The 17612-nt window shown below is 70.9% G+C and carries 18 protein-coding genes; 7 read left to right on the top strand and 11 right to left on the bottom strand.

Annotation, left to right across the window (positions count from 1 at the left end; all coding sequences use genetic code 11):
* Nucleotides 1-29: 29 nt before the first annotated feature.
* The 4 genes from EEY80_RS07150 to EEY80_RS07135 are packed head-to-tail and all read right to left on the bottom strand — an operon-like array spanning nt 30 to nt 3775.
* The gene (locus EEY80_RS07150) at nt 30-800 is read right to left on the bottom strand and encodes a cyclase family protein (protein ID WP_126975909.1); all 771 of its coding nucleotides are present in this window, start codon (nt 798-800) and stop codon (nt 30-32) included.
* 53 nt (nt 801-853) lie between these two features.
* On the bottom strand, nt 854-2161 hold the full coding sequence (locus EEY80_RS07145) for a TRAP transporter large permease (protein ID WP_126975908.1): 1308 nt from the start codon (nt 2159-2161) through the stop codon (nt 854-856).
* 1 nt (nt 2162) lies between these two features.
* A complete protein-coding gene (locus EEY80_RS07140; protein ID WP_126975907.1) occupies nt 2163-2708 on the bottom strand; it encodes a TRAP transporter small permease subunit in 546 nt (181 codons plus the stop codon).
* Nucleotides 2705-3775: a C4-dicarboxylate TRAP transporter substrate-binding protein gene (locus tag EEY80_RS07135; protein WP_126975906.1), complete on the bottom strand. Its 1071-nt coding sequence runs from the start codon at nt 3773-3775 to the stop codon at nt 2705-2707. Before EEY80_RS07135 ends, EEY80_RS07140 begins: the two co-directional genes overlap by 4 nt.
* 88 nt (nt 3776-3863) lie before the next feature.
* On the opposite strand from EEY80_RS07135, the gene EEY80_RS07130 reads away from it, so the two are divergent.
* Nucleotides 3864-4598, top strand: a complete 735-nt coding sequence (locus tag EEY80_RS07130; RefSeq protein WP_126975905.1) for a TetR/AcrR family transcriptional regulator — start codon at nt 3864-3866, stop codon at nt 4596-4598.
* 200 nt (nt 4599-4798) lie between these two features.
* Here the strand turns inward: EEY80_RS07130 and EEY80_RS07125 are convergent, their stop codons facing one another.
* From EEY80_RS07125 to EEY80_RS07115, 3 genes are read right to left on the bottom strand one after another with little or no spacing between them, the layout of a single operon-like run.
* Complete coding sequence (locus EEY80_RS07125; RefSeq protein WP_126975904.1) at nt 4799-6982, bottom strand: xanthine dehydrogenase family protein molybdopterin-binding subunit; 2184 nt, start codon at nt 6980-6982, stop codon at nt 4799-4801.
* A 3-nt stretch (nt 6983-6985) separates the two neighbouring features.
* A complete protein-coding gene (locus EEY80_RS07120) occupies nt 6986-7438 on the bottom strand; it encodes a (2Fe-2S)-binding protein (RefSeq protein ID WP_126975903.1) in 453 nt (150 codons plus the stop codon).
* Between the two features lie 43 nt (nt 7439-7481).
* Nucleotides 7482-7892 carry a c-type cytochrome gene (locus EEY80_RS07115; RefSeq protein WP_126975902.1) on the bottom strand — a complete coding sequence of 137 codons (411 nt, stop codon included), beginning with the start codon at nt 7890-7892 and terminating at the stop codon, nt 7482-7484.
* A gap of 435 nt (nt 7893-8327) precedes the next feature.
* Between EEY80_RS07115 and EEY80_RS07110 the strand changes: the two genes are divergently transcribed.
* Entirely contained in the window at nt 8328-9230 is a 903-nt protein-coding gene (locus tag EEY80_RS07110; RefSeq protein ID WP_126975901.1) for a LysR family transcriptional regulator, read from the top strand.
* A gap of 39 nt (nt 9231-9269) precedes the next feature.
* Here EEY80_RS07110 and EEY80_RS07105 read toward each other — a convergent pair whose 3' ends face one another.
* Nucleotides 9270-10172 carry an AraC family transcriptional regulator gene (locus EEY80_RS07105; protein ID WP_126975900.1) on the bottom strand — a complete coding sequence of 301 codons (903 nt, stop codon included), beginning with the start codon at nt 10170-10172 and terminating at the stop codon, nt 9270-9272.
* Nucleotides 10173-10577: 405 nt separating this feature from the next.
* Here EEY80_RS07105 and EEY80_RS07100 point away from each other — a divergent pair, with 405 nt between their 5' ends.
* The 4 genes from EEY80_RS07100 to EEY80_RS07085 all read left to right on the top strand — a co-directional run bounded on the left by EEY80_RS07100 (nt 10578) and on the right by EEY80_RS07085 (nt 14105).
* Entirely contained in the window at nt 10578-11126 is a 549-nt protein-coding gene (locus EEY80_RS07100) for a class I SAM-dependent methyltransferase (RefSeq protein ID WP_235829737.1), read from the top strand.
* Between the two features lie 4 nt (nt 11127-11130).
* Nucleotides 11131-12054: an SDR family oxidoreductase gene (locus tag EEY80_RS07095; RefSeq protein WP_126975899.1), complete on the top strand. Its 924-nt coding sequence runs from the start codon at nt 11131-11133 to the stop codon at nt 12052-12054.
* Between the two features lie 151 nt (nt 12055-12205).
* Nucleotides 12206-13192, top strand: a complete 987-nt coding sequence (dusA, locus tag EEY80_RS07090; RefSeq protein WP_126975898.1) for a tRNA dihydrouridine(20/20a) synthase DusA — start codon at nt 12206-12208, stop codon at nt 13190-13192.
* Between the two features lie 94 nt (nt 13193-13286).
* On the top strand, nt 13287-14105 hold the full coding sequence (locus EEY80_RS07085; protein WP_126975897.1) for a sulfite exporter TauE/SafE family protein: 819 nt from the start codon (nt 13287-13289) through the stop codon (nt 14103-14105).
* A 15-nt stretch (nt 14106-14120) separates the two neighbouring features.
* Here the strand turns inward: EEY80_RS07085 and EEY80_RS07080 are convergent, their stop codons facing one another.
* From EEY80_RS07080 to ccmI, 3 genes are read right to left on the bottom strand one after another with little or no spacing between them, the layout of a single operon-like run.
* Complete coding sequence (locus tag EEY80_RS07080) at nt 14121-14333, bottom strand: DUF1289 domain-containing protein (RefSeq protein WP_126975896.1); 213 nt, start codon at nt 14331-14333, stop codon at nt 14121-14123.
* Entirely contained in the window at nt 14326-14826 is a 501-nt protein-coding gene (gene ruvX, locus EEY80_RS07075; protein WP_126975895.1) for a Holliday junction resolvase RuvX, read from the bottom strand. The genes EEY80_RS07080 and ruvX overlap by 8 nt, the downstream gene beginning before the upstream one ends.
* Entirely contained in the window at nt 14823-16070 is a 1248-nt protein-coding gene (ccmI, locus tag EEY80_RS07070) for a c-type cytochrome biogenesis protein CcmI (protein WP_126975894.1), read from the bottom strand. The genes ruvX and ccmI overlap by 4 nt, the downstream gene beginning before the upstream one ends.
* Before the next feature lie 263 nt (nt 16071-16333).
* Between ccmI and EEY80_RS07065 the strand changes: the two genes are divergently transcribed.
* Nucleotides 16334-17581, top strand: coding sequence for a sarcosine oxidase subunit beta family protein (locus tag EEY80_RS07065; RefSeq protein ID WP_126975893.1), 1248 nt, complete (start codon nt 16334-16336; stop codon nt 17579-17581).
* Nucleotides 17582-17612: the final 31 nt, after the last annotated feature.

Raw genomic sequence — 17612 nt, 5'->3', positions numbered from 1 at the left:
TTGCAGGCCGCTCGTCCCGTTCGGCCCCCTCAGTCCGCAAGCCGTGCCACGGCCCGGCACCATCCGGCCGAGGCGCCGGTGATCTTCACCGGGAAGCACATCACCTCGAAACCGGTATCGGGCAGGGTCTCGAGGTTGGCGAGCTTCTCGATCTGGCAATAGCCGCGCTGCATGCCGGCCCGATGGCCTTCCCAGATCAGATCGGTATCCCCTGTCTCGGCCACGCGGCGCGCGGTATGGACGAAGGGCGCGTCCCAGCTCCAGGCGTCGGTGCCGCAGATCCGGATGCCGCGTCCGGTCAGCCAGAGCGTGGCTTCGCGGCCCATGCCGCAGCCGCTGGGCACATAGGCGGGCGTCCCCCAGGCGGCGGCCGCCGCCGTGTTCACCAGCACGATGTCGCCCGGGGCCGGGTCATGGCCGATGCGGCCGAACTCTGCCTCCATCTCGGCCGCCGTGACCACATGGCCATCGGGCAGATGGCGGAAGTCGAGCTTCACGCCCGGCCCGATGCACCATTCGAGCGGCACCTCGTCGATGGTGATGGCCCGCGCGCCGCCGTCCATCGTCGAATGATAGTGATAGGGCGCATCGAGATGGGTGCCGTTATGGGTCGAGACATGGGCGGTCTCGACCGCCCAGCCCTCGCCCCCCGGCAGCGCCGCGCGCGTCACACCGGGGAAGAAGGCGAGAAGCGCCTCGGCCGTCTCGTCGTGCCGGGCATAGTCGATGCGCGGCGCCAGGCCCGGCGGATCGGCATGGGGGCTGTTCTCGAGCGGGCGCGAGAGGTCGATGAGGCGCATGGCTCTCCTTTCTGTCAGGGGCTGCTCTGTCAAGGGGCTGCGGTCGCGCGCGGTCATCGCGCCAGGGTCAGCACGATGGCGGGTTCGAGGATCACCAGCACCAGCACCCCCGCCATGATCGCGGCGAAGGGCGCCGCGCCGCGGAACACCTCGCCCAGGGTGACGCCGGTGTCGCGCAGCGTGGCCTGCACGACGAAGACCGACAGGCCGAGCGGCGGGGTCAGCAACCCGATCTCGACCGCGAGCACGGTGACGAGGCCGAAATGCACCGGGTCGATGCCCAGTTCGCGCGCGATGGGGAAGGCGAGCGGGACCGTCACCAGCATGATCGACGAGCTGTCCAGCACGGTCCCCAGGGCCATCACGAGAAGCGAGAAGAGGAACAGGAAGCCCAGCGGGCCGATTCCCGATCCGGTGGCCCAGGTGGTGATCGATTGCGGCACGCCCGAATATCCCAGCATCCGGCCGTAGATCGAGGCGCCGATGATCAGGAAGCAGACGGCGGCGGTGACATGGCCGGTTTGCTGGGCGATGCGCCAGCCTTCCTGCAGGCCGATGCGGCGCATGAGGATGCCGAGCGCCAGCGCGGCGAAGGCGCCCACGGCACCGGCCTCGGTCGGGGTGAAGACCCCGAGGTAGATCCCCGACAGCACCAGCCCCGCAAGCCCGGCCACGGGCAGGATCAGCCAGCCCGGCGTCCGCCGCCCCGAACCGGGCGGCAGCGCGCTCTCCAGTTCTCCGAACAGCTGCGGCCGCAGCCGGCCCAGGACCGTGAGATAGACGATGTAGGCCAGCGTCAGCAGCAGCCCGGGCCCGACCCCGCCGGCAAAGAGCGCGCCCACGGAACTGTCGGTCAGCACCGCGAAGAGGATCAGCAGAAGCGAGGGCGGGATCAGCATGCCCAGCACCGACGAGCCCGCGACCACGCCCACGGCGATCGAGCGGTCGGTTCCGGCGCGGACCATTTCGGGCACGGCGACGCGGGCGAAGACGGCGGCCGAGGCAATGGAGATGCCGGTGATCGCCGCGAAGATGGCATTCGACAGGACGGTGGCGACGCCGAGCCCGCCGCGCCAGCGCCGCAGCCGCCGCGCGACGATATCGAACGTGTCGCGCCCCAGACCCGATTCCGCCACCGCGAGGCCCATCAGCACGAAGAGCGGCACGACCCCGAAGGTGTAGTCGGCGATGGAATCGCTAGCCGCCAGCGCCACGAAGTTCAGCGCGAGGCTCAGCTTGCCGGTGATCGCCCAGACCCCCAGCAGCGAGACGCCGGCGAGGGCGATGGCGACGTGCAGCCCCGCGTAGATCGCGATCACGATCCCCGCGAGCGAGATATATCCGACGGTCAGCGCCTCCACTTCACCGCTCCGGGTGGGGCAGGCGGGCCCGTTCGGCGGCCGCGAGCAGGAAGGACAGCGCCAGCAGCAGCGACCCCAGCAGGATCAGGGTGTGGAAGGGCCAGACCGGCAGCTGGAAGTGGCCGCTCACCCCCTCCATCTCGCCCCGGCGGAAGGCGCGCAGCGCCTTGGGCCAGATCGCCCAGGCCAGCATCAGCGCGAAGGCCGCGCCGGCCAGCTGCGCGCCGATGTCCATCGCCCGCGCCAGCCCCGGCCGGCGGGCGGCCAGCATGCCGAGGATACCGTCCGAACGGATCATCTCGCCCCGGCGGTGGGTATGGGCGATCTGCAGGAACACGATGCCCACGATCGAGAACTTCACCATTTCGGGCACCCCCGCGACCGGGCGGCCCAGCAGGTTGCGCCCCGCCACATCGGCCAGGATCAGCGCCATGATCAGCAGGATCCAGCTTGTCGCCACGATGTTGGCCAGCCCCATGATCCTGTCGGCGGCCCGGCCGAAGGCGCCGGCGGGGGCCGGGGAGGGGCGGGCGGGGGCGCTGCTCATTCCGCCGACCAGTCGCGGGGCAGGACGGTGCCCGCCTCCTTCAGGCGCTGGATATAGGCCTGCAGCACCTCGGTGCCGGGCAGGCCGCGGGCATCCTGCTCCCGCGCCCAGTTCAGCCCGATCGGCGGCAGGGCCGCGGCCCAGGCGCTGCGGTCGGCCTCGGGCAGCTCGCTGATCCGGGCGCCGTTCGCCTCCATCTGGGCATAGGCCTCGGCCACGCGGGTTTCGAGGTCGCGGTGATAGGCCGCCTCGAAAGCGCGCACGCCGGTGCGGATGGCCTCTTGCACCTCGGCCGGCTGCGCGTCCCACCAGCTTTTCTGCGCCGCGATCCCGCCGGCATACTGGGCGCCGAAATGGGTGCGGGTGATATAGGGCGCGACCTCCTGCAGCTTCGCGGCCGCGGCGGCGGTCGGGAACACGATCACCCCGTCGGCCACGCCGGTCTGGATGTCGTTGTAATAGGTGGTCAGGTTCCCCGCGACGCCCACGGCGCCGGTATTCTCGAGCCAGTTGACCGCCGCCCCCGGCGCGTTGATCTTGCGCCCCTTCAGCGCGGCCAGATCCGGCACCGGCTCTTTCGTCATCAGCATGTAGTCCTCGAGCCCGAAGGCCCCGCCCAGATATTCGAGGTCGTGATCTTCCCAGATCTGGCGCATGCCGGGGATCTGGTCATGCATCTCGTCCACGCTGCGCAGAACCAGCGCGATGTCGTCCGATCCGAACGGCGTCACATAGGAGACGTTCTGCAGCGACAGTTCCGAGGGCTCGAACAGGGTCGAGACGATCCCGAGCTGCGCAAGCCCGTCCTCGATCGTCTCCATCTCGCCGCCGGCCTTGGCCAGGGTGCCGCCATAGGCCTCGGTCCAGTCGATGGAATGGCCGCTGCCTTTGAGCGCCTCGTCCACCGCCGGGATGAACACCTCCGACAGCGTCTTCACCCACAGAAAGATCGGCGGGTGCGAGGCGACCGCGACGATGTCGATCGTCTCGGCCCGGGCCGGCTGGGCCAGCGCCAGTGCCGCCATGACGAGACCGGACGCGGCACCGCGGCCGCGCAAGAAATCCATGATCATGAGATCCTCCCGTTGCGCCGGATCGACAAACCCGGCAGGCTCCTCCCAAAGCCTGAGAAAACTATCTGGACGTCCGTATAATATGTCAAGCAAAGATCGGGACTGTCCGGCGGCCTTGCCCGGTGGCACGGCGGATGCGCCGGAGGAAACGCCGGCGCGGGTCGATGGCCGCCTTCTTCGCGGCGAGGCGACGCGCGACAAGGTGCTGGATGCCGCCGAGCGCTGCTTCGGGCGCGACGGGTTCGATGCCGTCTCGATCCGGCAGGTGGCGGCAGAGGCGGGCGTCACGCTCGGCGTCGTGGGGTTCCACGGCGGCAGCAAGGCAGACCTGTTCCGCACCGTTCTGGCGCGGCGGGTCAATGCGCTGAACCTGCTGCGGCGCGCGCGCCTGACCGAGCTGCGCAGCGCGCGCGGGCGCCTGACGCTGCGCGGGATCGTCGCCGCCTACCTTGCGCCCTATATCGACTATGCCTCGAGCGGGGATCCGCAGTGGCAGGCCTATGCCGCGCTGATCGCCCGCACCACGGCCGACGACCGCAACTATTGCCATGTGCGCGACCTCTACGATCCGGTGGCGCAGGAATTCATCGCCGCCATGGCCGAGGTGCATCCCGAGGCCGAACGCGAGACGCTGGCGGCGCTGCTGACCTTCAGCGTCGCCAGCCTGCTGGCGGTGGTGGCGAGCCGGGCGCGCATCGCCGGCCTCGCCGATTGCGCGCCGCGGCTGCCCTCGGCCTATCGCGACACGCTGATCGAGTTCTGCACCGGCGGCATGGAGCGGGTGCTGTCGCAAAGCATCAGGGTCCGGCCGGCCTGACCCGCATCCGGGCCGCCGCGCGGTGGGGACACGCGCGCCACAATCCCCGCTGCGCCGACCGGCGGGCCGGGATGATCATGGACATCCTGCGCTGGCGCATCGAAAGCGACCGCAAGACCCAAGGCTTCCGGCGCGCGATCTCTGGTCTCTGATCCGTCGGGGGCGGGAAGGGAGGGCCCGGCAGCCCGGGGCCCCCTCGCTCAGGCCTGCTGCGCCGGGAACGGCAGCCGCGTCGAACCCTCGCCCGTCAGCCGGCGCAGGGCGTTGGAGATGGCGGGGGCCGTCATCGGCACGCCGATCTCGCCGCCGCCGCTCGGCGGCTCTCCGGACTCGACGAAGCGCACCTCGATCTCGGGGATGTCGGCGATCCGGACCGGCTCGTAGTCGTAGAAGTTGCTCTGGTCGATCTGACCGGCGGTAAAGGTCGAGCGTTCGCGCAGCACGCTCGACAGGCCGAAGAGGATGCCGCCCTCGACCTGGGCGCGGTAGGCCTGCGGATGGACGACCATCCCGGGGTCGATGGCCGCCCAGAAGCGGTGGACGCGCAGCTGCCCGTCCTCGACAGAGACCTCCGCCACGCCCGTCGCCAGCGTCTTCTTGTAGCCCGCGAAGGCGAGGCCATGCGCCCGGCCCTCGGGCGCGGTGCCGAAGCCCGACATCTCGACCGCGGCGTCGAGAACGGCCAGCGCCCGGGGCGAGCCGGCCAGCAGCCTGCGGCGATAGCTGACGGGGTCGGTGCCGGCGCGCCCGGCCAGTTCGTCCAGGAAGCATTCGCGCGCAAAGCAGTTCGGCGCCCAGCCGATGCCGCGCCAGGCCGAAAGGCGCGACTGCCGCGGCAGCAGCACATGTTCGGCCTGGAAGGTGCCGAACGCGTATTCGGCGCTTTCCGCGCCCTCCATCACCAGCAGGTCGCGGCGCGTTTCCGGGTTCCAGCGGTCGGGCATCGCGAACTGGAAGATCGAGGGCGAGGCGATGCGGTGGCGCAGGGCGGTGGGGTAGCCCTCGGCATCGAGCACCGCATCGAGGCGTTGCACCGTCGCCGGGCGCAGCCAGCCGTTCTTCACGTCATCCTCGCGGGTCCAGATCACCTTCACCGGCCGGCCCGAGGCCCGCGACAGCAGCAGCGCGTCGCGCATCTGCTCGCGGGCGAAGACCGTCCGCCGGCCGAAGGCGCCGCCCATCTGCATCGCGTGAAAGCGGATGCGGTCCGGCGTCGTGCCCAGAACGGCGGCCGCGATCAGGATCGAGGCGGTCTGGCTTTGCGTGCCGAGCCAGATCTCGGCGCCCATGCCGTCGGCATCGACCGAGGCGACGGCGTTCAGCGGCTCCATCTGGGCGTGATAGACATGTTCGGTCGTGTAGGTGCCGGTGACGACACCGGCGGCGGCGAAATCCGCCGGACCGCTGCCGCGGCTTTCCCAGACCACGGCATCGGCCGACATGTCGTCGGCGGCCTCGGCCAGGGCGACCAGTTCGTCGGCGCTGTTGGCCATGCGGAAGGGCGAGGTTTCGGTCCAGCCCACGTCCAGCGCATCCCGCCCGGCCAGGGCCGCGGGAAAGCTGCGGGCCAGCACGGCCACGGCATGATCCATCACGATCACGTCCACCACGCCCTCGACCGCGCGTGCGGCGGCGTCGGAGTTCAGCGTCGGCGTCTCGCCTTCGACCGGGGGCAGCAGCAGGGCCGCATGCACCATGTCCGGAAGTTCGACATCGATGGAATAGACCGGGGCGCCGGTGGTCTTGCCGGGAATGTCCAGCCGCTCGACATCCGTGCCCATGATGGCCCAGTCCGCGCGCGGCTTCAGCTCGGCCTCCGGCATCTCGCCGCTGGGCCAGACCGGGTCCGGCAGGGCCGCGACCTCGCCATAGGTCATCGAGGCGCCCGTCGGGCCGTGCAGGACCGTGCTGCGGTGCGTCGTCACCTCTTCCGCGGGGACGTCCCAATGCGCCGCGGCGATCTGGATCAGGATCTGCCGGGCCTGCGCGCCGGCCTGCCGCAGATAGGTGAAATATCCCTCCACCGACGAACTGCCTGCCGCGAAGAGGACGCCGCCCGCCATCGGGTTGCCATAGACGCCTTCGGGATCGCTGCTGACCTGTTCCGAGGCGACGGTGGACCAGTCGGCATCCAGCTCTTCGGCGACGATCATCGGCAGCGAGGTGCTGACGCCCTGACCCATCTCGGCAGAGCCGAACATGATCGTCATGCGGTTGTCGGGCGTGATCGTGACCCAGGCGGTGACCCGGCCATCGGGCAGCGGCTGCGCCTCGGCCCCGGCGGGAAGGATCGTTGCGGCACCGCTGGCCAGAAGGGCGAAGGACAGGGCGCCGGACCCCATGAGGAAGCCGCGGCGCGTGGGACGGATGGTGTCGACGGTCATGGATCAGCCCTCCTGTGCGGCGCGCTCGATGGCGCGGATGATGCGGGGATAGGTGCCGCAGCGGCAAAGGTTGGCCGACATCTCGTCGACGATCTCCTGCCGGCTGGGACGGGGATTGCGCGCCAGCAGCGCGGCGGCCCGCATGATCTGGCCCGACTGGCAATAGCCGCATTGCGGCACCTGCTCGGCGATCCAGGCCTGTTGCACGCTGTGGTCGCCCGTTTCGGACAGGCCCTCGATGGTGGTGATCTCGCTGCCCCCAACATCGCCGATGGTCATCTGGCAGGCAAAGGCGGCCTGCCCGTCGATATGGACGGTGCAGGCGCCGCACATGCCCGCGCCGCAGCCATAGCGCGTGCCCTTCAGCTTCAGCTCGTCCCGCAGGGCCCACAGCAGGGGCGTCTCGGGCGCGGCATTCACCTCGACCGCGCGACCGTTCACGTTGAGATTGACCATGTTAGCTCCTTGTCCTGCATGTGGCTCTGGTGGTGTGCGAAGGTCAGCCGCCGGCGCCCGCTTCGCGCAGGAAGGCGATGATCGCGCTGCGCTGCGCCGCGCTGGTGATGCGAACGGCCATCGTGGTGCCGGGGACGGTGTCGCGGGGATTGGCGAGGAAGGCGTCCAGCGTCTGGTCGTCCCAGACCAGCCCGGCCTCCTGCATCGCAGACGAATAGCGCGCGCCCTCGAGCGTTCCGGCCTCGCGCCCGACGACTCCGTGCAGCGAGGGGCCGCTGCCGGTCGCCCCCTCTTCGATGCTGTGGCAGGCGGCGCAACGCTGGCGGAACAGGCGCTCGCCATCGGCGGACTGCGCCTCGGCCGCGGGGGCGGCCAGGGCGGTCAGCAGGGTAAGGGCGCCGCCGAGCCGCAGGGCGCGGGGACGGTCGGGCGACAGTGAGGGCGGGCGGATCATGGCGCGGTCCTTTCGGTCTGATGCGGGTGGCTCGGCAGCCGGCCGGGGGTGGACCCGGCGGATCGGTTGCGGGACGGGTCCGGTCCGGTCATCGCATCCCCCCGCAGCGCTCCTCTGGTGGGAGAATTGAGTGCGACGGGGTCGGGCGACATGCCCGAAACTCCGAAAAACATGCCCGAACCCGCGATCCTGACCGGTCCCGTCACGCGCTGCCGCCCCGTGCCGCGGGGGGCGGCCCGTGGGGCGGCCCGTGGGGCGGTTCGGGGGGCGGGCGGTCGGGCGGCGAGGGCGCGGGGCTGGCGCATGGCGACGTGCTTTCCATTCGGACCGGGAACCGGGCTTCCGCCGGCTGCTGAAAGAATGGGCGTGTCTATTGGAAAGACTAGGCGCCACCTGCTACTCTGACTGTGAAGCAAACCTAATGAATGGTCGCCCATGCGGCAGAGTGATCTCGAATCCTTCCTGGCCGTGGTCCGTCACGGCAGTTTCCGGGCCGCGGCGCGCGAACGTGGTCTGACCGGCTCGGCGCTCAGCCAGACCGTCCGGGCGCTGGAGGAGGACCTTCAGGTCCGCCTGTTCAACCGGACCACCCGCAGCGTCGTCCCGACCGAGGCGGGCGACCTGCTGGCACGGCGTCTGGCGCCGGCGCTGGACGATATCCGCGCCTCGCTGGACGAGGTTCGCTCGGTCGGCCGGCGTCCCTCGGGCCGGATCCGGATGAATGCGCCGGCGCCGGCGCTCGACAGCCTGATCGTGCCGCACCTGCCGGACTTCCTGCGCAGCCATCCCGACATCGCCGTCGAGATCACCGAAGATGCGCGCAATGTCGATATCGTGGCCGAGGGCTATGACGTCGGGATCCGGCTGGGGCTGGAGATGGCGCAGGACATGATCGCGCTGCCCCTGGGACCGGAGCAGGACTATGCCGTCGTCGCCGCGCCCGAGGTTCTGGAGCGCGAGGGCCGGCCCGAACAGCCCGGGGATCTGACCCGGTTCGACTGCATCCGGCACCGGTTTCCCAGCGGGACGATCTTTCCCTGGCGGTTCCGGGCAGAGGGGACGGACATCGCAATCGTGCCGCGTGGCCGCCTGACCGTCAACAACGCCCGCCACGCCGTCGCGGCGGCCGCCGCCGGCACAGGTCTGGCCCGGGTGGCGCTGCCCTATGCGCAAGACCACCTGCGGCAGGGGAGCCTTGTCAGGGTGCTGGAGGAATTCACGCCCCAGCTGCCGGCCTGGCACCTGTATTATCCGAGCCGCCGGCACATGCCCCCGGCGTTGCGGGCCTTCATCGACTTCTTCACCCGGGCGGTGCGGCCGGGGCCGGGGGACGCCTAGCGTCCGGTGCCGGTCTGCGGCGAACGTGGCGCCCGGCGGTCAGAGCCCCAGTTGCGCGCGATGCGGACGTAGCGTCATCGCATCCTGCTTCGGCGGGCTGCCGAACAGGCGCGAATACTCGCGGCTGAACTGCGACGGGCTTTCATATCCAACCTCGAAGGCGGCCTTCGTCACGTTCGCCGCCTCCATCACCATCAGCCGCCGCGCCTCGATCAGACGAAGCTGCTTCTGGTACTGAAGCGGGGTCATCGAGGTCAGGACCTTGAAGTGCTGGTGGAAGGAGGACGGGCTCATGCAGGCGACATCGGCCAGCTCCTCGATCCGGACCGGCCGCCGGAAATCGCGGCGCAGGTGAAAGATCGCGTCTGCGATGCGCTGCGTGTGGCTTTCCGACCGGACCATCTTGGCGATCTCGCCGCCATTCGGCCCGACGAGCAGCCAGTAGTAGAATTCCTGCATGATGGCGGGATACAGCACGGGCACCGCCTCGGGCGTATCGAGCAGCCTCACCAGCCGGGCGACGCAATCCTGCTGGGCGTCGTTCAGTTGCTCGACGAACAGCCCCGAACCGTCCGCAGCCGTGGCGGGCGGTGTCGGCAGCTTGTCGAGGACCGAGCGGATCATGCCCATGTCGAACTCGATCGTCATGCCGAGGAACGGCTTTTCGACGCTGGCCTCGGTCACGCCGCCATAGCCCGGCAGTTCCACGCTGATCGCAAGCGCGGTGCCCGCGGTATAGTCCAGAACCGTCTCGGCGACCTCGATCCGCTTGGCCCCCTGCGCCACGATGCAGAGCGACGGCTTGTACATCTTGCGGAACGGCAGGCGTTTCATGGTGCTGCACATCAGGAAGAGGTTTTCCACCGGCGTGGTCGACATCGCATCGGGCCCGCCATGCGCGGCGACATAGCTGGAAAAGGCTTTGACCAGATCGGTTTTCACTGCGGCGCTCCCGGGATTTGTCCTTGGGGCCGAATATGGGGGAAGCCTGCCGCGCTGACCAGCCGTTCGGAGCATCAGGCAGGTTTTCGGGCAGATCAGGCAAGCGAAACGGTCCGCGCGACCGCATCTTTGTGCAAACGAGCAAGCCGGAGACCTTCGATGACTGCAGTGCCGCCCTCCTTCAGCGATCCTGTCCGCGCGGGACCGCCGCCCCTTCGCACGGGGTCCGGGACCGAGGCGCCGGAGGCTGCGGGCAGCCCGGTGCCGCCGCGGCCGACGGCAGAGGGCGAACCCCTCCGGCGGTCCGGCTGCCGGCCCCGCCGGCGCGCCCCCGGGACCGATCCGCGTGCCGAACCCTCCGACACGCTGCGCTTCCTGCGCTCCTGGCGGGCGGCCCCGCTGCAAGTGGCGGCGATCGCCCCGTCCGGCCCGGCGCTGGCCGCCCTCATCACCTCGGAAATCGGGACGCGGCATGCCCCGGTGCTGGAACTCGGGCCGGGCACCGGCGTCTTCACCCGGGCGCTGATCGCGCGGGGCCTCGCCCCGGAAGACCTCGCGCTGGTCGAACTGGACGACACCTTCGCCGGTCTGCTCCGGACACGGTTTCCCGAGGCGCAGATCCTGCAGATGAGCGCCGCGCGCTTGCGGGGGCTGTCGCTGTTCGACGGTCGCAAGGCGGGGGCCGCGGTCAGCGGGCTCGGCCTGCTGTCGATGTCGCCCCGCACGGTGATGGCGATCCTGTCCGGAACCTTCGCCCATCTGCGGCCGGGCGCCGCGTTCTACCAGTTCACCTATGGGCCGCGCTGCCCGGTGCCCCGGCCGGTGCTGGACCGGCTGGGGCTGGAGGCGCGGCGCATCGGCGGCACCCTGCGCAACCTTCCCCCGGCCAGCGTCTATCGGATCGCGCGCCGGCCCTCCGCGCCGCAAGGCCCTTTCGCACAACACGGACATTGACCGAATGACCAAATGGACCACCAACGACATTCCCGACCTGACCGGCCGTTCCGCGGTCGTCACCGGCACGGGCGGGATCGGATTCGAGACCGCATCCGCGCTGGCGGCGGCGGGGGCCGAGGTCATCGTGGCCGGCCGCAACCCCGCGAGCGGCGAGAAGGCGGTGGAGCGGATCCACGCAAGGACGCCGGGGGCCGACGTCGCCTTCGAACGCGTCGATCTGGCGGATCTGTCCACGGTCGCGGCCTTCGGCGACAGGTTGCGCCGCAGCCGCGACAGCCTGCATGTGCTGATCAACAACGCCGCCGTCATGGCGCCGCCCGACAAGCGCCTGACCTCCGACGGGTTCGAGTTGCAGTTCGGGACCAACTTCCTCGGGCATTTCGCGCTGACCGCGCAGCTGCTTCCGCTGCTGCGGAAGGCAGAGGGGGCGCGCGTCGTCTCGCTGGGCAGCCTCGCGGCGAATGGCGGCGCCATCGACTTCCAGAACCTCAATGCCGAACGCGCCTACCAGCCGATGGCGATCTACAGCCAGTCGAAGCTCGCCTGCATCCTGTTCGCCTTCGAGCTGCAACGCCGCAGTGACTGGGCCGGCTGGGGCATCGACAGCATCGCCGCCCATCCCGGGATTTCGCGCAGCGACCTGATCCCCAATTCCGCCGGCCGGTGGGAGTTCAGCAGGCTCCTGCGGACGGGCCTGCCGTTCCTGTTCCAGCCGGTCGCGCAGGGCGCCTTGCCGAGCCTCTATGCGGCCACCTCGCCGGATGCGCGCCCCGGCGCCTATTACGGGCCCGACCGGCTGGCAGAGACACGGGGACATCCCGCCCCCGCGAAGGTGGTCGACCAAGCGAAGGATGCGGCCGTCGCGGGCCGTCTGTGGAACGAGGCGGAGCGGTTGACGGGCCTGTCCTTCGATCAGGCCGCGTAAGGCGCGACGCGGACGGGGGCACGCTGTGCTCCCGTCGCCAATTCGTGTACCGGACGGTGCGATGGGCGGTCGAAACCGGACGGAAACGCAGGTATGGGGCACAAGCGGGCGGTGCAGAGGCCGCCGCGCCGTGAACCGGTAGTGCCAGAGAATGACAGAACATCCGTCCAGCAGACTGTCCGTCGCCCCGATGATGGACTGGACCGACCGCCACTGCCGGTTCTTCCACCGGCAGCTGTCGCGCCATGCGCTGCTGTACACCGAGATGGTGACGGCGCAGGCGGTGATCCACGGGCCGCGGGCGCGGCTGCTGGACTTCGATGCCGCGGAACATCCCGTGGCGTTGCAACTCGGCGGTTCGGAACCGGCGATGCTGGCCGAAGCGGTGCGCATCGCCGCGGACTGGGGCTATGACCAGATCGACCTGAATTGCGGCTGCCCCTCGGACCGGGTGCAGTCGGGCTGCTTCGGCGCGGTGCTGATGACCCGGCCGGAGCTGGTGGCGGAGTGCGTGGCGGCGATGATCGCGGTGGCGCCGGTCGAGGTGACGGTGAAATGCCGGATCGGCGTGGACGAGCAGGACCCGGAACAGGCGCTGCCGCGCTTTCTCGAAACCGTCTCGGCGGCCGGGGTGCGGCGCTTCACCATCCATGCCCGCAAGGCCTGGCTGCAGGGGCTGAGCCCGCATGAGAACCGTACCGTGCCGCCGCTCGACTATGACCTCGCGCTGCGGATGAAGCGGGATTTCCCGCATCTGCACCTGTCGATCAACGGCGGCATCGCCGATCTGGATCAGGCGCAGGCGATGCTGGATGCCGGCATGGACGGGGTGATGCTGGGCCGCGCCGCCTATCACGACCCCGGCACGACGCTCGCCCCTGCGGATGCGCGCATCTTCGGCGAGGGCAGCCCGCGCGATCCGTTCGATGCGGTCGAGGCGATGCGTCCCTATATCGCGCGGCATCTGCAGGCCGGCGGGCGGCTGCCGCAGGTGACGCGGCACATGCTGGGCCTGTTCCACGGCCGGCCCGGTGCGCGGCAGTGGCGACGCATCCTGTCGGAACGCGGGCCTGTCGCGGGCGCGGGGCTCGAGGTGCTGGACGCCGCGCTGGAGCCGCTGCGGCAGCAGGCGGCCTGAGGCCCCGGCGGGCGGGCGCGGCACCGGATTGCGGCTGGCGCCCGCCGCGCGCAGGGGTTAACCCTTGCCGGGCCGTCAACCGCCGAAGGCCGCCATGCCCCCCCTCGACCTGATCCTGACCATGCTTGCCATGCTGCTGGCCACCGGCGCCTTCGCCGGGCTGCTGGCAGGATTGCTGGGCGTCGGCGGCGGCATCGTGCTGGTGCCGGCCTATTTCTACATCTTCGTGACGCTGGGCTATGACACGCCCTCGATCATGCGGGTCTGCCTCGCCACCTCGCTCGCCACGATCATCGCCACCTCGGCCCGGTCGGTGCTGGCCCATCACCGCAAGGGCGCGGTGGACTGGGGCATCCTGCGGGACTGGGCACCGGGCATCGCCCTGGGCGCGCTGGCGGGCGTGGTGGTGGTGGCCTGGCTGAAGACGGCGGTGCTGCAGGCGATCTTCGGCGGGCTGGCGCTGTGCGTGGCGCTGTATCTGGGGCTCGGCCGGGCCGACTGGCGGGTGGCCGAGCGGATGCCGGGTCTCGGGCAGCGGCTGGTCCTGTCGCCGCTGGTGGGGTTCCTGTCGGTCCTGATGGGCATCGGCGGCGGCAGTTTCGGCGTGCCGGTGATGACGCTGCACGGGGTGCCGATCCACCGGGCGGTGGCGACGGCGGCGGGCTTCGGCATCACCATCGCGCTGCCCTCGGCGGTGGCCTTCCTGCTGGTCCCGGTGCCGGATGCGCCGCCCTGGACGCTGGGCGCGGTCAACCTGCCCGCCTTCCTGATCACCATCGCCATGACCCTGATCACCGCGCCCATGGGCGCCGCGCTGGCGCATCGCACCGATGCGGGGCGGCTGCGGCGGATCTTCGCGGGCTTCCTCGCCATCGTGGCGCTGAACATGCTGCGCAAGGCGGCGGGCTGGTAGTCAGCGGGCGGGTCGTCAGACCTCGCCGCGCGACGAACCGGCCGCGCGCCGGGGCAGGGCCGCCATCACCGCCTGCCGCGCCGCCGGGTCCATCGCCGACCAGCCCGCGATCTCCTCCAGCGTCCGGTGGCAGCCGAGGCAGAGGCCGGTCTCCGGGTCCAGCCGGCACAGCCGGATGCAGGGCGAGGCAACAGGCGCGGCGGGGGGCGCGGCCGGGGGCTCAGTCATCGTCCCCGGCCGGCGGCCGCGCCGCCCGTGCCAGATGGCCCAGCCGGTCCAGCGCGCCCTGCAGGATCACCCCCGCCGCGACATGGTCGATCACCTCGGCCCGGCGCTTGCGCGACATGTCGGCCTCCAGCATCGCGCGTTCGGCCGCGATGGTGGACAGCCGCTCGTCCCAGAAGGCGATGGGCAGCGGCGTCAGCCGTTCCAGATTGCGCGCGAAGGCGCGCGTCGCCTGACTGCGCGGACCCTCGCTGCCGTCCATGTTGATCGGCAGGCCCAGCACCAGCCCGCCCAGTTCCCGCTGCGTCGCGATCTGCAGCAGCGCGGCGGCGTCGAGCGTGAACTTCTCGCGCCGGATCGTGCGCAGCGGCGTCGCCACCTGCCGCAGCCGGTCGGACACGGCAACGCCGATGGTCTTGGTCCCGAGGTCCAGCCCCGCCACCGCCCGCATCGGCGGCAGGGCCGCGGCGAAATCCTCCATCGTGGCGCAGATCATTCCGCCACCCCCGCCGCCCGCGCGGCATCCGCCACGCGCTGCAGATCGTCGGGCGAGGCGGCGAACAGGTCCTCCGCCTCCTGCCAGACGGCGCGGGCGCGGTCGGTTTCCCCCAGCACCGCCAGCGCCGAGATCAGCCGCGCCCAGTCCTCCGAACTGCCGCCCTCGCTGGCCAGCCGGTCGTTCAGCCCCTCGACCATGCCGCGGATCATCGCCTCGCGGTCCGCAGGGCCCATCCCGGCCGCCGCCGCCATGTCGGCCGCGCTCGGCCCCGAAGCCGGGGTAGAACCTGCGCCGGAACCGGGGGCAGGGGGCACATACTCCTCCTGCCCGGCGAGCCAGGCGAGGTCCGGCATCGCGGCGCGGATCTGGCCCTGCCACGGCGCATCGGGCGCGCCATCCTCCAGCAGCCCGCGCCACAGGGTGAAGGTCCGGTCCGGCCGGCCCGATTGCAGGAACATCAGCCCGAGGAAATAGCGCGCGGCCTCGTTCCGCGGGTCGAGCCGCAGCGCCTGCGCCACCTGTGCCTCGGCCTCGGGGGTGACGACGCCGCCCGCGGCGAAGATCATCATCTCGGCCTGGGTGGCATGGTCGCGGGCCGTGGCCTCGTCGCCCTTGGCCGCGATCAGCCGCGCCTGCGCCTGCCAGGCCGCCTGCCAGTTGCCAAGCGCGGCCTCGTTCCGCGCCAGCAGCGACAGGCCCTGCCGGTCGCCCGGCCGCTCGGCCACCGTGTCGCGCAGCTTCTGCATCAGGGCCGCGGTTTCGGCATCGGGCTGCGGCGGGGCGGGCTGCTGCGCCGCCGCTGCCGCCTCGGCCTGGGCCTGGGCGGGACGGGCGGCATAGTCGGCCTCGGCCAGCGCCAGCCGGCGCGACAGGGGCTGGTCGGAAAAGCCCGGCGCGCCGATCTGCCAGTAAAGGAAGAAGCTGCCCGCGATCAGCAGCGCCGCCGCCACCCCGGCGATCCGGCCCATGCCGCGCGGCCCGCGGATCTCGGGCGCGGCCAGGCGCAGGGAGCGGTCGGCCTCCAGCAGGCGGCGGCCGATCTCGGTCCGCAGCCGGGCCGCATCCTCGGCGCCGATGACGCCCCGGGCGGCGTCGCGCTCCACCTCCTGCAGCTGGTCGCGGAACACCTGCAGGTCATAGGCGGCGGTGGGGGTCGCCGCGCCCTCGGCCCGCAGATAGCCGCGCGCCAGCGCCAGCGCCACGATCAGCGCCAGCGCGATGCTCAGGGTCCAGAACAGCATCGGTCCTCCGGAAAACGTCCACCCCCATCTAGGCGCTTCGGCCCGCGCACGAAAGCGCCAAGCGCGGCCGCCGCCGCCGCGATCTGTCGCAGGCGGCGGCGCGCCCGCCCGCAGGACCGCGGCGGGCCTGCCGGCGGCATGTCGCATTTGTGCCGAAAACGACGTTTGCCGATGGCCCCGCCCCGTGCGCATTCTTCAAGAACGACGGGCGGGCCGCCGCGGCGGAATCGGGGCGCGGGGCCGGCAGGCGGGAAGGGCAGGACATGAAACGCTATTCGGTTTTCGCCGTCGCGCGCGAGGCGCTGCGCTGGCACACGGGCTGGGAACGGGCCTGGCGCAGCCCGCAGCCGAAATCCCGCTATGACGTGGTGGTGATCGGCGCGGGCGGGCACGGGCTCGCCACCGCCTATTACCTCGGCAAGAATTTCGGCATCACCAATGTCGCGGTGATCGAGAAGGGCTGGCTCGGCGGCGGCAATACCGGCCGCAACACCACCATCATCCGCTCGAACTACCTGCAGGACCCCTCGGCGGCGATCTACGACAAGGCGCTGCAGCTGTACGAAGGGCTGAGCCAGGACCTGAACTACAACGTGATGTTCAGCCCGCGCGGCCTCCTGATGCTGGCCCAGACCCATCACGAGGTGCGGGGCTACAAGCGCACCGTCCATGCCAACCTGCTGCAGGGCGTGGCGACGGAATGGATCGAACCGGCCAAGGTCAAGGAACTGGTGCCGATCATCAATATCGACGGGCCGCGCTACCCCGTCCTCGGCGCGCTGTATCAGGCCCGCGGCGGCACCGCGCGGCACGATGCGGTGGCCTGGGGCTATGCGCGGGCCTGTTCGGCCATGGGCATGGACATCATCCAGCAATGCGAGGTGACGGGCATCCGCACCGCCAACGGCGCGGTGCAGGGGATCGACACCGCCAGGGGCGCGATCGACTGCGGCAAGCTCGCCATCGTCGTGGCGGGCCATTCCTCGGTTCTGGCCGGCATGGCGGGCTTCCGGCTGCCGATCGAGTCGATGGCGCTGCAGGCGCTGGTGTCGGAACCGATCAAGCCCTGCATGGACGTGGTGGTGATGGCCAACACCGTGCATGGCTACATGTCGCAATCCGACAAGGGCGAGATGGTGATCGGCGGCGGCACCGACGGGTTCAACAACTACACGCAGCGCGGATCCTGGCAGCATGTCGAGGAAACCGTGCGGGCGCTGATCGAGACCTTCCCGATGATCAGCCGGCTGAAGATGCTGCGCCAGTGGGGTGGGATCGTGGACATGACCGGCGACCGCTCGCCGATCCTGTCGGCGACGCCGGTGGGCAACATCTTCGTCAATTGCGGCTGGGGCACCGGCGGGTTCAAGGCGATCCCCGGATCGGGCTGGGCGATGGCCGAACTGGTGGCCAAAGGCACGCCCGGGCCGCTCGCCGCGGAATTCGGGCTGAACCGCTTCAGGGAAGGCCGCTTCATCGACGAAAGCGTGGCGGCGGGGGTGGCGCATTGATGCCTTCCCGTCGCTGCAGCTTCTTGTCGGC

It is taken from the genome of Frigidibacter oleivorans (assembly GCF_003993775.1).
Classification (GTDB): domain Bacteria; phylum Pseudomonadota; class Alphaproteobacteria; order Rhodobacterales; family Rhodobacteraceae; genus Frigidibacter; species Frigidibacter oleivorans.
This window is presented reverse-complemented; position numbering and strand designations above follow the sequence as displayed.

Bases quoted from the DNA above. Each gene is read 5' to 3' on its own strand.
- EEY80_RS07150 (WP_126975909.1), bottom strand. From the start codon at position 800: ATGCGCCTCATCGACCTCTCGCGCCCGCTCGAGAACAGCCCCCATGCC.
- EEY80_RS07140 (WP_126975907.1), bottom strand. From the start codon at position 2,708: ATGAGCAGCGCCCCCGCCCGCCCCTCCCCGGCCCCCGCCGGCGCCTTC.
- EEY80_RS07135 (WP_126975906.1), bottom strand. From the start codon at position 3,775: ATGGATTTCTTGCGCGGCCGCGGTGCCGCGTCCGGTCTCGTCATGGCG.
- EEY80_RS07130 (WP_126975905.1), top strand. From the start codon at position 3,864: ATGTCAAGCAAAGATCGGGACTGTCCGGCGGCCTTGCCCGGTGGCACG.
- EEY80_RS07125 (WP_126975904.1), bottom strand. From the start codon at position 6,982: ATGACCGTCGACACCATCCGTCCCACGCGCCGCGGCTTCCTCATGGGG.
- EEY80_RS07120 (WP_126975903.1), bottom strand. From the start codon at position 7,438: ATGGTCAATCTCAACGTGAACGGTCGCGCGGTCGAGGTGAATGCCGCG.
- EEY80_RS07115 (WP_126975902.1), bottom strand. From the start codon at position 7,892: ATGATCCGCCCGCCCTCACTGTCGCCCGACCGTCCCCGCGCCCTGCGG.
- EEY80_RS07110 (WP_126975901.1), top strand. From the start codon at position 8,328: ATGCGGCAGAGTGATCTCGAATCCTTCCTGGCCGTGGTCCGTCACGGC.
- EEY80_RS07095 (WP_126975899.1), top strand. From the start codon at position 11,131: ATGACCAAATGGACCACCAACGACATTCCCGACCTGACCGGCCGTTCC.
- dusA (WP_126975898.1), top strand. From the start codon at position 12,206: ATGACAGAACATCCGTCCAGCAGACTGTCCGTCGCCCCGATGATGGAC.
- EEY80_RS07085 (WP_126975897.1), top strand. From the start codon at position 13,287: ATGCCCCCCCTCGACCTGATCCTGACCATGCTTGCCATGCTGCTGGCC.
- EEY80_RS07080 (WP_126975896.1), bottom strand. From the start codon at position 14,333: ATGACTGAGCCCCCGGCCGCGCCCCCCGCCGCGCCTGTTGCCTCGCCC.
- ruvX (WP_126975895.1), bottom strand. From the start codon at position 14,826: ATGATCTGCGCCACGATGGAGGATTTCGCCGCGGCCCTGCCGCCGATG.
- ccmI (WP_126975894.1), bottom strand. From the start codon at position 16,070: ATGCTGTTCTGGACCCTGAGCATCGCGCTGGCGCTGATCGTGGCGCTG.
- EEY80_RS07065 (WP_126975893.1), top strand. From the start codon at position 16,334: ATGAAACGCTATTCGGTTTTCGCCGTCGCGCGCGAGGCGCTGCGCTGG.